At 68.4% G+C, this 12995-nt stretch carries 12 protein-coding genes; 5 read left to right on the top strand and 7 right to left on the bottom strand.

Going from position 1 to position 12995, the window contains the following annotated elements; translation table 11 throughout:
* Positions 1 to 326: 326 nt before the first annotated feature.
* The 3 genes from AC0VYN_RS01520 to AC0VYN_RS01530 all read left to right on the top strand — a co-directional run bounded on the left by AC0VYN_RS01520 (position 327) and on the right by AC0VYN_RS01530 (position 3770).
* Complete coding sequence (locus AC0VYN_RS01520; RefSeq protein WP_475534454.1) at positions 327 to 1181, top strand: DUF2637 domain-containing protein; 855 nt, start codon at positions 327 to 329, stop codon at positions 1179 to 1181.
* Between the two features lie 322 nt (positions 1182 to 1503).
* Positions 1504 to 2064, top strand: coding sequence for a MobC family plasmid mobilization relaxosome protein (locus AC0VYN_RS01525; protein ID WP_014046745.1), 561 nt, complete (start codon positions 1504 to 1506; stop codon positions 2062 to 2064).
* The gene (locus AC0VYN_RS01530) at positions 2061 to 3770 is read left to right on the top strand and encodes a relaxase/mobilization nuclease domain-containing protein (protein WP_475534455.1); all 1710 of its coding nucleotides are present in this window, start codon (positions 2061 to 2063) and stop codon (positions 3768 to 3770) included. Before AC0VYN_RS01525 ends, AC0VYN_RS01530 begins: the two co-directional genes overlap by 4 nt.
* A gap of 42 nt (positions 3771 to 3812) precedes the next feature.
* Here AC0VYN_RS01530 and AC0VYN_RS01535 read toward each other — a convergent pair whose 3' ends face one another.
* From AC0VYN_RS01535 to AC0VYN_RS01565, 7 genes are all read right to left on the bottom strand, one after another.
* Positions 3813 to 4787 carry a hypothetical protein gene (locus AC0VYN_RS01535; protein WP_475534456.1) on the bottom strand — a complete coding sequence of 325 codons (975 nt, stop codon included), beginning with the start codon at positions 4785 to 4787 and terminating at the stop codon, positions 3813 to 3815.
* Positions 4788 to 4816: 29 nt separating this feature from the next.
* Positions 4817 to 5836, bottom strand: coding sequence for a glycosyltransferase family protein (locus AC0VYN_RS01540; protein WP_475534457.1), 1020 nt, complete (start codon positions 5834 to 5836; stop codon positions 4817 to 4819).
* Positions 5837 to 7129 carry a serine--tRNA ligase gene (gene serS / locus AC0VYN_RS01545; RefSeq protein WP_475534458.1) on the bottom strand — a complete coding sequence of 431 codons (1293 nt, stop codon included), beginning with the start codon at positions 7127 to 7129 and terminating at the stop codon, positions 5837 to 5839. It lies immediately after the preceding gene.
* The gene (locus tag AC0VYN_RS01550; protein WP_475534459.1) at positions 7122 to 7838 is read right to left on the bottom strand and encodes a histidine phosphatase family protein; all 717 of its coding nucleotides are present in this window, start codon (positions 7836 to 7838) and stop codon (positions 7122 to 7124) included. The genes serS and AC0VYN_RS01550 overlap by 8 nt, the downstream gene beginning before the upstream one ends.
* A complete protein-coding gene (locus tag AC0VYN_RS01555; protein WP_475534460.1) occupies positions 7835 to 8380 on the bottom strand; it encodes a hypothetical protein in 546 nt (181 codons plus the stop codon). The genes AC0VYN_RS01550 and AC0VYN_RS01555 overlap by 4 nt, the downstream gene beginning before the upstream one ends.
* 387 nt (positions 8381 to 8767) lie before the next feature.
* Positions 8768 to 10018 carry a methionine adenosyltransferase gene (locus AC0VYN_RS01560; RefSeq protein ID WP_475534461.1) on the bottom strand — a complete coding sequence of 417 codons (1251 nt, stop codon included), beginning with the start codon at positions 10016 to 10018 and terminating at the stop codon, positions 8768 to 8770.
* 79 nt (positions 10019 to 10097) lie between these two features.
* A complete protein-coding gene (locus tag AC0VYN_RS01565) occupies positions 10098 to 10991 on the bottom strand; it encodes an aminoglycoside phosphotransferase family protein (protein WP_475534462.1) in 894 nt (297 codons plus the stop codon).
* Between the two features lie 191 nt (positions 10992 to 11182).
* Here AC0VYN_RS01565 and AC0VYN_RS01570 point away from each other — a divergent pair, with 191 nt between their 5' ends.
* Positions 11183 to 12403, top strand: coding sequence for a helix-turn-helix domain-containing protein (locus AC0VYN_RS01570; RefSeq protein ID WP_475534463.1), 1221 nt, complete (start codon positions 11183 to 11185; stop codon positions 12401 to 12403).
* Between the two features lie 10 nt (positions 12404 to 12413).
* Positions 12414 to 12896 (top strand): NUDIX domain-containing protein, encoded by a 483-nt coding sequence (locus AC0VYN_RS01575; protein ID WP_475534464.1) that lies wholly within the window; start codon positions 12414 to 12416, stop codon positions 12894 to 12896.
* Positions 12897 to 12995 lie beyond the last annotated feature (99 nt).

Here is a 12995-nt window from a genome sequence, read left to right on the forward strand (position 1 = left end):
GCGCACGCGCCTGAGAACGTGCAGCCCGCAGGGGACGGCGTCCAGATCCGTCTTGCCCCGTCCCAGGCGTCCTCGCCGTATCGCCGCAGGTCACAGTCCTGCTTGCCGGGACGGCTGCCATAACGCAACCGTCCCGGTGAGGGACAAGCCGTCCCAAGGCGGAGCCCGAACCGAAGCCGCCGCCTCCCTGTCCCGAATCGGGACAAGACGCTGGCGCTGCCCGCCAGGACGGCACGTCCGGAGCGCTGCCGTCCCGCGCTGACCTGCACCTGCAACGGCTGAGACGGCAAAGACGCCCCACACCACCACCCCCAGGAGTTTCCCGCTTGACCGCCCCGCACCTCACCACGCAAGCACCCCAGCCGCGAGCCGACGTCCGCAGCGAAAGGCAGCCGACGAAGCGGGTTGACGCCGAGCAACTCGTGCTCGGCGCGGCTGGCCTCGTCATCGTCGCCCTGACAGCCGGAGCGTTCTGGCTCTCCTACGCGCACCTCGCCGACGTCGCCGGCCAACACGGGCTCGGAGCAACCCCCATCCGCCGCTGGGCCTGGCCCGCCACCCTGGACGCGTTCATCGTCGCGGGCGAACTGCTCATGCTGCGCGCAGCGCTGCGCCGCATAACCGACCCCTGGGCAATCGCCGTGACCGTTGCCGGATCAGTCGGCTCCATCGCGTTGAACGTCGCCGGGGTCAGCGGAACGGACAACGCGCGCAGCGTCCCGCTCCTCGACTACGTGGTCGCAGCCGTTCCTCCGGCCGCCGCGATGGTCGCCTTCGGCGTCCTGATGCGACAGATCCACCAGCTCGTCGCACCGCCCGACGGCTCCTCGGACAGGGGTTCCGTAAAGGCGCAGGAACGATCGGTCGGCGACATCAACCACAGCCACCGGCCAGACGCCGCTCCTGATCTCTCGCCGGTCTCCGGTGACGAGCGGACGGAACCTGCGCCCCAGGTTCCGGAGAGCAAGTCGAGCGGTGGTCGTCCGCCGAAAGCGACCATCGCGGAGCTGGCGAACATCGGACGGACGACCGGTCATCAGCACGGCAAGCTCACGCGCGGCCTGCTTCGAGCGGCAGTGAAGGACCGAGACCTGACGATCGGCAGTGAGCGGCAGACCGAGGTGATGGAACTACTTCGGCCGGAACTCGAAGCAGCTGGCATAGAGGTCTCCAGGCGCTGACCCCGGCCTGCTCGGGTGACCGGAACCCCTCCGGTCACCCGAGCATCGGCCAACCGGCCCGCAGCTTTCCACACCTGTGGACAACGCGACGACCGCGCCGCGCAAGCATCGCCACCCCGCACGCCCAGCCGTACATGGAGCATCTCCCTTGACGCACAATCAGCGCCAGCCTGAGGACACCCACTCTGAGCCACCTGACTCGCCGCAGTCTCCTACGCTGCTGGCACGTCTGCGGCAGGCGTTCGGACGGACGGCCCCTGGCGGAGCCAGTAGTACCCCGAGTCCGACTCAAGGCCGGCCTTCGGGGGTCTCCGCCCCAGGGGTGGCGGAGACAGCCCAGCGCCAGGGGGCGCCGGACCGGGAGGTCGGAGCCGAGGGCGGCCCCGACCAAAACGAGCTCCATACCGTCCAGCAGCAGATCCTCCACCCCACACCCACCACCGAGCCGCCAACAGGCGAGCGAGAAGCGCAGAGCGTCCAACCGGCGATCCGTCGTTTCACCGGCACCAAGCGGACCGTCCGCGTCGGACCGCTGCGGTTCACCGGCGACGAGCATGCCAGCCTCCAGGAGGCCGCCGGTGAACACGGTTACAAGGGGGAATCGGGCTTCGCCGCCGACATCGTCCTCGCCTTCATCACCGGTCGGTTCACCGCGAACCTGCCGCTGTCCGAGGACCGTCGCCGCACCCACATGTTCCGCGCCCAGGTGCTGCGCGAACTCAACCGCATAGGCGTCAACGTCAACCAGATCGCCCGTGCCCTCAACAGCGACCTCACCCCACCCGACGTACGTCACCGCCTCGACGAGCTACACCACCTGCTGGAACTGATCGCCGAGGCCCTGCGCGAACCCGCCGACCCCAGGAAGGACCAAGCCGCGTGATAGCCGCCATCAAGCCGACCGGGGCCAACACTCGTGGCCTGCTCGCCTATCTCTACGGCCCCGGTCGGCACGATGAACATCTCGATCCGCACATCGTCGCGGGCTTCGCCATGCTCGGCATGCCCGATCCCGGCCGGAACCCCGACGCCACCCTCACCCAGCTCGCCCGCCACCTCGACGAGCCCGTACGGCTCCGCAACAGCGAGTTCGGAAAGAAGGTCACCGACCACGTCTGGCACTGCCCCGTCCGATCAGCCCCCGAGGACCGGCACCTCTCCGACACGGAGTGGGCCGACATCGCACAGCAGATCGTCGAAGCCGCAGGCATCGCCCCACCCGGAGACGACCTGGCCTGCCGGTGGATCGCAGTACGTCACGCGGACGACCACATCCACATCCTCGCCACCACCGTCCGCGAAGATGGCCGCCGTCCCAAACTCCACGACAGCGGCATCCGCGTAGGCGACGCCTGCCGCCAGGTCGAAAAGGACTACGGCCTACGCCAACTGAAGAAGGGCGACCGCACCGCCGGACGCCGCCCCACCCAGGCCGAGATGCACAAGGCCGAACGCCTCGGCTGGGAGCAGACCAGCCGCGCCTGGCTCCAGGACCGCATCCGCGCCGCCATCCCCCACGCCGGCAGCGCTGAAGAACTCCTCGCCTACCTCGAAGCCGACGGCATCGCGGTCAAGCCGCGCCGCGGACCGTCCGGAGACCTCCTCGGCTACGCCGTCGGCCGCCCCAGCGACCTCAACAAAGACGGCGAACAGATCTTCCACCCTGGCGGCAAGATCGCTCCCGACCTCACCCTCCCCAGGCTCAAGGCCCGCCTGGAAACCACCCCGCCAGAGGAACACCCCACCGCCCGCCGAGAGCGCCCCAGTACCCCCTGGCACCAGGCCACTGACGCCCTCGACATCCTCCATGCTGGCATGGCCGACGACTCCCACGCTCAGGCCCACATCACCGCGCTCGGCGAACTCATCGAAGCCACCGCCCAGAATGCCCCCGCCCACTTCCACGCCGAACTGCGAGCCGCTTCACGGGCGTTCGTCCGTGCTCAGCGCTCCCAGATCCGGGCCGAGAACCAGGTCGCCCACACCCTGCGCGCGGCGGCCCGCGACATCGCACACACCGCCACCGGCCCCGACGGCAGCGCCTTGGCGGCCCTGCTCGGCGCCCTCGTCTGGGCCACCGTCGTCGCCGCCCGTTGGCACGAAGCGAAGAACCACGCCCACCAGGCCGAAGCCGCCCGCCAGGCTCTCCACCACCTCCAGACCGTCACCGACCGAGCCCTCACGCCCATCATCGACAGCCTCGCCACTCGCCATCCGAACGACCAGGCCAGTCGCTCCCTCGTCCGCGATGTCCGCGCAGCCATACCCGACTACGCCGACCGCATCCTCACTGACCCTGCCTGGCCGGCCCTCGCCACCGTTCTCGCCGATGCCGAAGCCGGCGGCCACACACCCCACCAGCTCCTCAAGGAAGCAGTCGCCCAACGCGAACTACATACCGCCCGTCAGCCCGCCCGCGTCCTGATCACTCGCATCCAGCACACCAGCCGAAACCCTGTGCCCAACCGCCGGGCGCAGGCTGCTCGCCGGCGCTCGACCATGACGTCTTCGGTGTCGGCTCACCTGAATCCACAACCTGCAGCGGCACCCACGGCACCCGCCGAACGGCAGTTCGGACGGCGCCGATAGTCCCAGTCGGTCTGGCCGACGGCGACACGAACAGCCAGCCCTTCAGGCACCCAGCTCCTCCTCCATCGCCACGGCCACGGCTGGCCAAGGTGCCTTCAGCTCGCCGAACAGCCGCCAGTAGCGGTACGACGCGCGAACCAGGGAACTGACGCCCAACCTCGCCACACCAGGATCGACCGTTGCGATCACTCGACGAGTGATGCCGCCTGCTCCTCGCGAGGCGGGACGGATGCCGTGCCCGAGGAGGAGAGTGGCGGTGCGGACGGCATCCAGGGTCGGTGGTGGGGCCAGGGATGAGAACCTGCCGAATACGAGATCCCTCCACCCCAACCGAGTCCGTGCCCAGGCCAGTCGCTCAAGACCGGTACCGAGGTCCACGGCCAGACGGGCAGGGTTGTCGGCGTTCCACAGGAGGACGATGTCACCGACAGGCAGGTCCAAGTGCTTGAAGCGAAGTGTGATGCCCTCGACTTGGCGGCGCTTCCAAGTGGTCAGTGTGCCGTGGACGCTGATGTGGCGCGCGTGGAAACCGAGTCGTGACAGCACGCTGAACCAGCCGTCCAAGATTCCTCCGTACTCGTCCATGTGCTGGATCGGCTGGACACGGGAGACGTTGACGAACGAGGTCAGGAACCCTGGCCGAAGATCACCCGATGTGTCGCGCTGCCCGGTGAAGCGGACGACGGGCTGAGGCAGGAAGCCGCTGCGGTAGGTCACCGGACGCCCGTCCTTGAGATAGGGATCGAGGGCTTGGACTGCCGAGATCGTCAACTCGGTCTCGCGGCCCCACTGAAGCGGCAGGCAGGTGTCCTGCGGGACGCCTAGCGCCGCGAAACCCGTCGTGAGCCCCGCCAGTAGTTCCTCCCATGACGGCGCCTGACGTGGCGGACGGTATGGGGAGCCTCTGTGTGCGTGCTCGATCTTGACCTGTCTGTCGGAGACGGTGAACTCCCAGTGGGCCCCGAGGATGCGCTGAAGGACCTCAGGTATGAGGATGCCTGAAGGAGGTGATGGCACGAACGGGCGTTCTCTGGGATGACTCGACATCACGGCCGACTCGCCATCGCCCTGAAGTGGCGGGCCGGATCGAAGCGGTCCATCCCGATCTCCTGGACCTCCGCGTACTTCAGGTCCTCAGCCTTCTCGATCGCCCGCGCGAGGAGTTCCGCTGCCGTCTCGTCGTCCACGACAGGGTCGGCCACCGCAACCACGCCGGTCTGATCGCACAGAGCGGCTTGGGCGCATGTGCCCTCGCGCCAGGTGAGCGCGGCCATGGGGGTGCCGGCGCGGAGAGACTCGCCGAAGACCGCGGCGCCGGCCTCCACGTATGCACGGGCGTAGGTGTAGACGAAGACGGAGGCGTCGCGGATAGCAGCTGTCTTAGCGGGGCCGCCGAGTTCACCGACCCACTTCACGTGGTCCGCGCTGAAGAGGCGTTGGTGGCGTCGTACGTACGCGTCGTCGAAGACGGGTCCGACGATCTGGATCCAGCGTCCGAGGATCTGGGCGGCTCGGACGGCGATGTGCGGGGCCTTTTCCTCGTCTATTCGGCCGAGCCATACGAGGTCGCTACCGGCGACGGCGGGCGGCTCTTCCTCGTCCAGGCCGAGGTGGACAGCGAGTTCGGGGATCGGTCGGTGGGCTGCGTACCGCTCGATCATCTCGGGCGAGTAGCAGTAGAGCCGTGACCGCTTGCCGTCGAAGGCCGTGTCCGCGTGCTGGAAGACGGGCGAATGCTGGAACGTGGCCATGTCGCAGTCCAGCTTGTTCCAGGTACGCGTCCAGGCCGGCAGCGACGGGTATTCGTGCCCGACGACCAGGAGGTCGTATCCGGCGCTGCGGAGCTCGCGCTCGGCGAGCGATCCGGGAGTGAGGTCCTCCAGGCGGACCGGCTTGCGGACCCAGTCGTGTTCCAGGTCCGTGAGCCAGCCCGGCCCAAGGAGGTGTACGTCGGCGCCTGCGGTTCGGGCGCCTACGGCGACCGCCCACAGCCATCGTTCGATTCCGCCGTAACCGGCGGGTGGAAAGGCGTAGCTACCGGGGAAGTCGCAGACGCCGACGAGCACTTATGCCTCCGGTGTTCCGTCCGCCGAGATCCGGCGGAAGCCGAGGTACGGGAAGAGAGATTCGGGGAGGACGAGCGAGCCGTCCTGCTGCTGGCACTGTTCGAGGAGCGCGGCCAGGGTGCGGCCGACGGGCAGGCCGGAGCCGTTGAGGGTGGCGACGAGCTTGGGCTTGCCGTCCTCGCCGCGGGTGCGGATGTTGGCGCGGCGGGCCTGGAAGGTGCCGAAGTTGGAGATCGAGGAGATCTCCCGGTAGGTGTTCTGGCTCGGGATCCAGACCTCGATGTCGTACGTGAGCTGGGCGGAGAAGCCGGTGTCGCCGGCTGCCAGCTTGACAACGCGGTAGGCGAGGCCGAGCTCCTTCAGGCATGCCTCGGCGTGGCCGACCATCGTCTCCAGCTCGGCGTCCGCGGTCTCCGGGTCGACGATCTTGACCATCTCGACCTTGGAGAACTGGTGCTGGCGGATCAGGCCGCGGGTGTCGCGCCCGTATGAGCCCGCCTCGGAGCGGAAGCACGGGGTGTGCGCCGTGAGGGCCAGGGGCAGCTCGGCGGGCGGGATGATCTCGTCGGAGTAGAGATTGGTCAGCGGGACCTCGGCCGTCGGGATGAGGAACAGGTCGCGATCGGCGGCGCCGGTCTTGAACAGGTCCTCCTCGAACTTGGGCAGCTGACCGGTGCCGGTCATCGTCTTGCGGGTCACCAGGTACGGGACACCGTGCTCGACGTAGCCGTGGCGGCGCGTGTGGATGTCGAGGAAGAGCGTGGCCAGCGCGCGCTCCAGGGCGGCGCCAGCGCCGCGGGAGACCGCGAAGCGCGAGCCGGACAGCTTCGTGGCGCGGGCAAAGTCGAGGATGCCGGTGGCCTCGCCCAGGTCGACGTGGTCCTTCGGCTCGAACGAGAACGCCGGCGGGTTGCCGACGCGCCGGATCTCGACCGCGAACTCCTCGGAGTCGCCGTCCGGGGCCTCGTCGTCGGGGAGATTCGGGATGGTCAGGAGGAGCTCGGTGAGCTCCTCCTGGACTTTCTCCTGCGTGGCCTCGATGTCGCGGATCTGGTCCTTCAGCTCGCGGGCGCGCTCCTTCAGCTTGGAGATGTCCCCACCCTGCTTGGCCGTCTGCTGGACCTCGCTCGCCACCCGCTTGGACTCCGCCCGCAGCTCGTCGGCCGAGCGGATGCTCTGGTTGCGCCGGGACTGGAGGTCTTCCAGCCGGGACAGATCCAGGGAGTAACCGCGACGAGCGAGCCGACGTACCGCTTCGGCACCCATTTCAATCAGGGCGCGGGCATCATGCATGAGGAAGATCCTTCTTATCCGGCGAGTGGGATGGGGATACCGCATCGACGGTAGCAACCGCCGACCCCTCACCGATCCGCAATATCGACGCGTCACCATCGGCGGTGATCTCGCGCAGAGTGGCCGATTCAAGATCATCCAAGAGCTCCGTGACCAAGAGGGAAAGATCGTCGTCGCCGATGGCGAGCGGCTCGATGTAGGGAGCCTCGGGGAAGAACAGCGGCATGGCTTCGCCAGCCGCGCGATCTCCATGCCAGTGGAGGACGGAAACCAGCAGGCCGTGCCCGACCAGGACGCGGGGCGCTGGGTGCTCCAGAGCGGCGAGGACGCCGGTGAGCAGCCTGCGTATGCCCTCATGCTGCGACTCCGCGGCGCCCGGCGGGCGCTGACGAGGACCGTGCTCGTCGAGCCAGGCCGCGTAGTCGAGGAAGGGCTTGCCCTCGAACTCCCCGTAGTCGAGTTCGTTCAGCCGGGCGTCTACAACCAGCTCGGGCGAGGAGACGCCCATGAGTAGCGAGGCGGTCTGCCGAGCCCGTGGAAATCCGCTGGTCAGCCAGGTGGCCACGGAATGGAGTGGGAGGACGTTCCACGCACGGCCGAGCGACTGTCGGCCCTCGTCGGTCAGAAGAATCTGCCTGGTCGGGTCGCCGTTGACGAGGTACCGCTTGCTGTAGTCGGTCTGGCCATGGCGAAGGATGTACGTCGTCACGATCCACTCCGAGGGGTTGCCGTTGTCGCCAGAAGATCGCTGAGCACGGTGGCCATGAACGTGGCGCGTGGGTCGCCGGACTCCACGTAGAAGAGGAGGCCGTGGACCGCCAGGAGTCGGCACCAGGGTGCGAGCACGGGGACGGGGATCCGAGACGTACGTGAGGCGACGGCCAGCCGTGCGGTCGTCCCGCGTCCGAGCTCGTAGTAGACGGTCCAGAACGCCCAGTCGAACGCGGGATCGCCCACCATGGGGAGCGGATCGATCAGCCGGGGGTGTCCCCGCCAGTCGAACAGGACGTTCTCCCGGTACAGGTCGGCGTGCAGCACCGTCGCTCGGCGGGAGCCCTCCTCCAGATCGGCGACGGCAGCGAACCCTGCTTCGACGAGGGAACGCCAGCCACCAAGGTCGAGTTCGCGCATCCGCCGCTCGATCTGCGGACGCACTTCGTGGGCGAAGTAGTCGGTGAGGAGTGGAAGCTGCTCCGACCGGAGTCTGTGGCGCCCCAAGGTGTGGAGCCCGTGGACGGCCGCCGCCACCATGTGGAAGCTCCCGCCGCGGACGATCCGCGCCGCCGGCTTGCCCTCCGATGAGTTCGAGCGCGGCCACGGCCAGGTCGTCCGCGGCCTCCACGACCTCGACCGTGGGCCCGCGGGCCCAGAGCCGTAATGCTTCCACCTCGTGGCGAAAACGAGATGGATCAACCCATGCTTTGAGGAGCAGCGGACGCCCGTCGGGACGGGCCGCGGTCGCGATCACCGAGGCGTGGCCGGCGTCGTGGTACGCCACGAGCCTCAGCTTCCACCTCCCTGCCGCACGTGCCAGCAGCCCAGGGACGGTGTCGAGCCACGGCTTGACCGTAGGCCCGTAGTGCGCCAGCAACCGCTGCCCGCACCCCGCGGGGATCTCTCCGAGCGTCCACTTCGTCATCAGCTCAGCTCGATCCCGTCCGAGACGAGCTCATCCGTCAGGGCAGGGAACTCGCCCAGTACCTCCGCGACGAGGGCCTGCACCTTGTCGACCTCGGCGTCCGGGGCGGAGAGGCGGACGAGGATGCGCCAGGGTTCGTCCAGACGCTGGCCGGTAGTGCTGACCAGATGCACTTCCGCATGCCCGTCGGTGGTCTCGTGCAGGCGGTGGGCCAGGCGCTGCGCGGCGATGTTGTAGAGCTTGCCGACGTGGTAGACGGGGTTCTTGCCGTTGGCGCCCTCCAGGTTCATCGGCCGCAGCGGCGTGATCAGCCCGTTGACCCGGTTACCGCGCCCGACGACGCCCTCGTCTCCCGACTCGATCGAGCTCCCGGTGTAGGTCAGGTACAGCTCGTCCTTCTCCGGGACGTCGCGGGCGTTGAGCCGGAAGCGCGCCTGGGCGCCTGGCAGTCGGAGACCGGCCAGCCGGTGGCACTCGGCGAGGACGGTCTCCTTGTTGCGGATGTACTCGGCCCGGCTGGCGACGTGGCGCGACTTCTGCGGGACGCACAGGACGATGTCGGCCTCGTCGCCGTCCCAGAAACCCATGAGCTTGACGTCGGACCCGCACCACGCGTGGGAGAGGGTGAACTCGCTCTCGCCGGAGAAGTGGTTCACCAGGTCGCGGACGAACGACTCGAAGGCGTTCTCGGGGGCCCAGCCGGTCCCCAGCGACGTGTCGTTCGAGAGCCGCACCCGGCGCTCACGAAGGTCGTCGACGGAGCGGGGATTGAACCAGCGCGTGCGGTCGGGAGTCCCGTCGCCGGTGAGAACCGCCCCCGGGCTGGAGTTGCTGGTGATGTTGAAGACGATGTCGAGGTGGTCCGACACCTCGGGAAGCCGCTCGGCGAAGAACGCCCGCACCTCGGCCTCGACGATCTCCTCGACGGGGACCGTCTCGCCGCCACACATGGGTGCCGCGCGCCCGTTGACCAGGACGCGGACCGGGGCGGTCATCTCGCCTGCCCCGTAACGGACTTCGCTGGCACCGCCGAGGAGAGCGAGCTTGTCGAAGTTGTGGTGCAGCACGGCGCCGAAGCGCGCGACAGTGTGGTGGCTGTAGGCACGGGACAGCCGCTCGGCGAGGTGATCGGCGAGGGTGTCCGGGTGGCCGAGGCCCTTCCGCTCGACGATGGTCGTCGCGTCCGGTCTGGCCATGGAGGTGTCGATGACGAGGTGGCTGTTGCCGATGATCGTGCTCGTACGAGGCATCACGAACTCCCGTTCAAGGGTGGGAAGAAGGGGGTTAGCGCAGGCGTCAGCACGCCTGGACGAGCGGTGCGGTCGAGATTCAGCGAGGGACTCCGGCAGCGCGGAGATGCGCCACGATCACTGCGAGCGACTGGTATGCGGAAACGGCTTGTTCTTCAGCGGTGAGTCGGACGATGTCGTGGGTCGTGACGAGGTCGATGTCCTGGGTCCGGCGGCGATCGAGCCAGAGGAGCAGACGCCAGGCGAGCACCGGCCCACAGAACGGCAAGCGCTCCGCGAGATCGACTGGAATGCGCGCTGGCGCTACGTCCTCGTACAGCAGGTCCCGTACGAGGTGGAAGACAACATCGGTGTAGTCGAGAACGGCTGGGCCGCAGGCGCTCGCCTCCCAGTCGACGACGTGCAGGTGCTCTCCGTCGACGAGGAGGTGCTCGGGCTTGAGATCGCCATGTAGGTGAACGGTTGGGTGGGCGTCGGTCGTTTGGAGGGCCTCCCGCAATGCAACCCACCAGGGCATCCACCGGCAGCGGGCCGAGAACTGATCCAGTAGGAACTGGCTCGCGGAAACAGGGCTGCCAGTCCGTGCCGCCCAGCCGTGGGCAGGAGTAGCGCCGGCAATGGGCCGGTGAAGCATGCCGCTCACCGCCACGACGTGACCGATGTAGTCCTCCGTCGCCTTGCGGGTGGCCACCGAGCACGGCGTCCCGCGCACCGCCCGGAACACTGTCCAGGACCCGGCCTCGTCGCATCCCGTCGCCAGGACGGGCGGAACCGAGATGCCGCGCAGGGCAGCACGCTGGACCGTGGCGGCCTCCCGTCGACGTCGGCCCTCGGGGTCGATACCGACGTAGACCTTCAGTACAGCGCTGCCGTCCGTGGCGAACCGCGTCCTGGAGTACGGCTTGAGGACTGCCACGCCGAATGGCCCCAGCCCTCGTCCGACCCACGGCTCCGCGGACTTCGTGCTGCGCATCCTCCACACACCTCCATCCCGTTCGGTAAGCAGAGCCGATCTCCAAAGTCCGCTGGAATGAGGGGAGTTACGTCCATCGCCCTGCGACTTTCTCGGTCTGCTGCGACAGTAGGCGCGGCACCCCGCAGCACCCCGGAAAAACCTTCCGGGGTCGATTCCGGCCACGAGGTGATGCTCAGGACATGCGAGGGATGACAGAGAACCTGACCATCGGCGAACGCGTTGCCTGGTACCGGCGCCGACGCGGACTCTCCCAAGAGGTCCTGGCCGGCCTCGTCGGCCGCACCACGGACTGGCTGAGCAAAGCGGAGAACAACCGGATCGAGCTCGACCGCCTCTCGGTGATCACTTCACTCGCCGAGGCTCTCGACGTCTCGCTCGGGGATCTCCTCGCCGAGCCGACGCTCCTGGAGTGGTCGAGCGACAGCGGCCGCCGTACGGTGCCCGCTCTGCGTGACGCGCTCATGGACTACAAGCAGCTCACGCCCCTGCTGGGGCTCCCACCCGACGACGAACCGCCGACTCTGGCGGGCTTGCGGGACGCAGTGAAAAGAGTCCTCGATGCCTACCAGGTGTCTCAGTACGGCTTCGCGACCCGGCGGCTTCCCCTCGTCCTCGCCGACGCCCTCGCGGCCTCCCGCTCGTATTCAGGGCGTGAAGGGGAGGAGGCCCATGCCGAACTCGCCTTGGCCTATCACGGTGCGGCCATGGTGCTGGGCAAGGTCGGGGAGTCGGAACTGGCGTGGATCGCCGCCGACCGGGGCCTGGCGGCAGCGCAACAGAGCGGCCAGAGCACGGTGACGGGCTCGCTCTTCCGGGCGGTCACGCACTGCCTGATGGCCACTGGCCGATTCACCGCGGCGATCCAGCTGGTGAACGATGCGGCGGCCGTCATGCAGCCCGGCCTGGGCACCGCGAACGACGAATACCTCTCGGTCTACGGCACGCTCTTCCTCGCCGGCGCCATGGCGGCCGCCCGAGCGGAGGACCGTGCAACCACCCAGACCTTCCTCCGCGAAGCGGATGAGGTCGCACAACGACTGGGTGCCGACGCGAACCACCTCTGGACGGCCTTCGGCCCGACCAACGTGGCCATCCACTGCGTCGCCACCGCCGGAGAACTCGGCGACATCCAGATCGCCGCCGACCTCGGACAGCGCATCGACACCAGCGGCCTGCCGGTGGAGCGGCGCGTGAGGCACAGCCTGGAAGTCGCCAGAGCCCTCAGCGCCTGGAACCGGACCGACGAAGCCCTGGCCGCGCTGCTGGAAGCCGAGCGAGCCGCACCCGAGCAGGTGCGCCACCACTACCTGAGCCGCGAACTGGTCGTTGGCTGGATTCGCGGCACCCGAGGTCGCCCGTCCCAGCCGGTGGTCGACCTGGCTCGCAGGCTCGGCGTGGTCGGCGGTTAGAGTCCGTCCCGTGAGCGAGAACGAGCACGAAGCGAAGATGGCCCACCCGCGCATGGCCGCAGGCGCGCTCTTCTTCGACGACGCCCGCCGGGTCCTCCTCGTCGAGCCCTCGTACAAGGACTATCGGGATATCCCCGGTGGATACGTCGAGACGGGGGAGTCGCCCCTGCAAGCCTGCGTACGCGAGGTCCAGGAGGAGCTCGGCATCAAGCCCGCGATCGGCCGCCTGCTCGTCGTGGACTGGGCGCCCAACCCTGGGGAGGGCGACAAGGTGCTCTACCTATTCGACGGGGGCCGAGTCACCGCGGATGAGTGTCGACACATCGAGCTTCAGGCCGACGAGCTCCGTGGATACGCCTTCCACGACACCAGGGAGCTACCGGAGCTCACCATCCCTCGCCTCGTACGCCGCATCACTGCGGGTGTCGAGGCCCGAGCGAACGGCACGACTGTCTACCTGGAGCATGGGGTAGCGCCGGGAGCAGCGTGCTGAACCAGAGACGACAGCGTGGCCACGCCCAGCAAGGACTGTGCCGACACGCATCGCCTGCACGACAATGGCCGACGGGACCAGTTGTCCCGCCGCCGTTGC

It is taken from the genome of Streptomyces sp. 63XJN7_1_ISO-PGPR-S23-121, assembly GCF_056173025.1.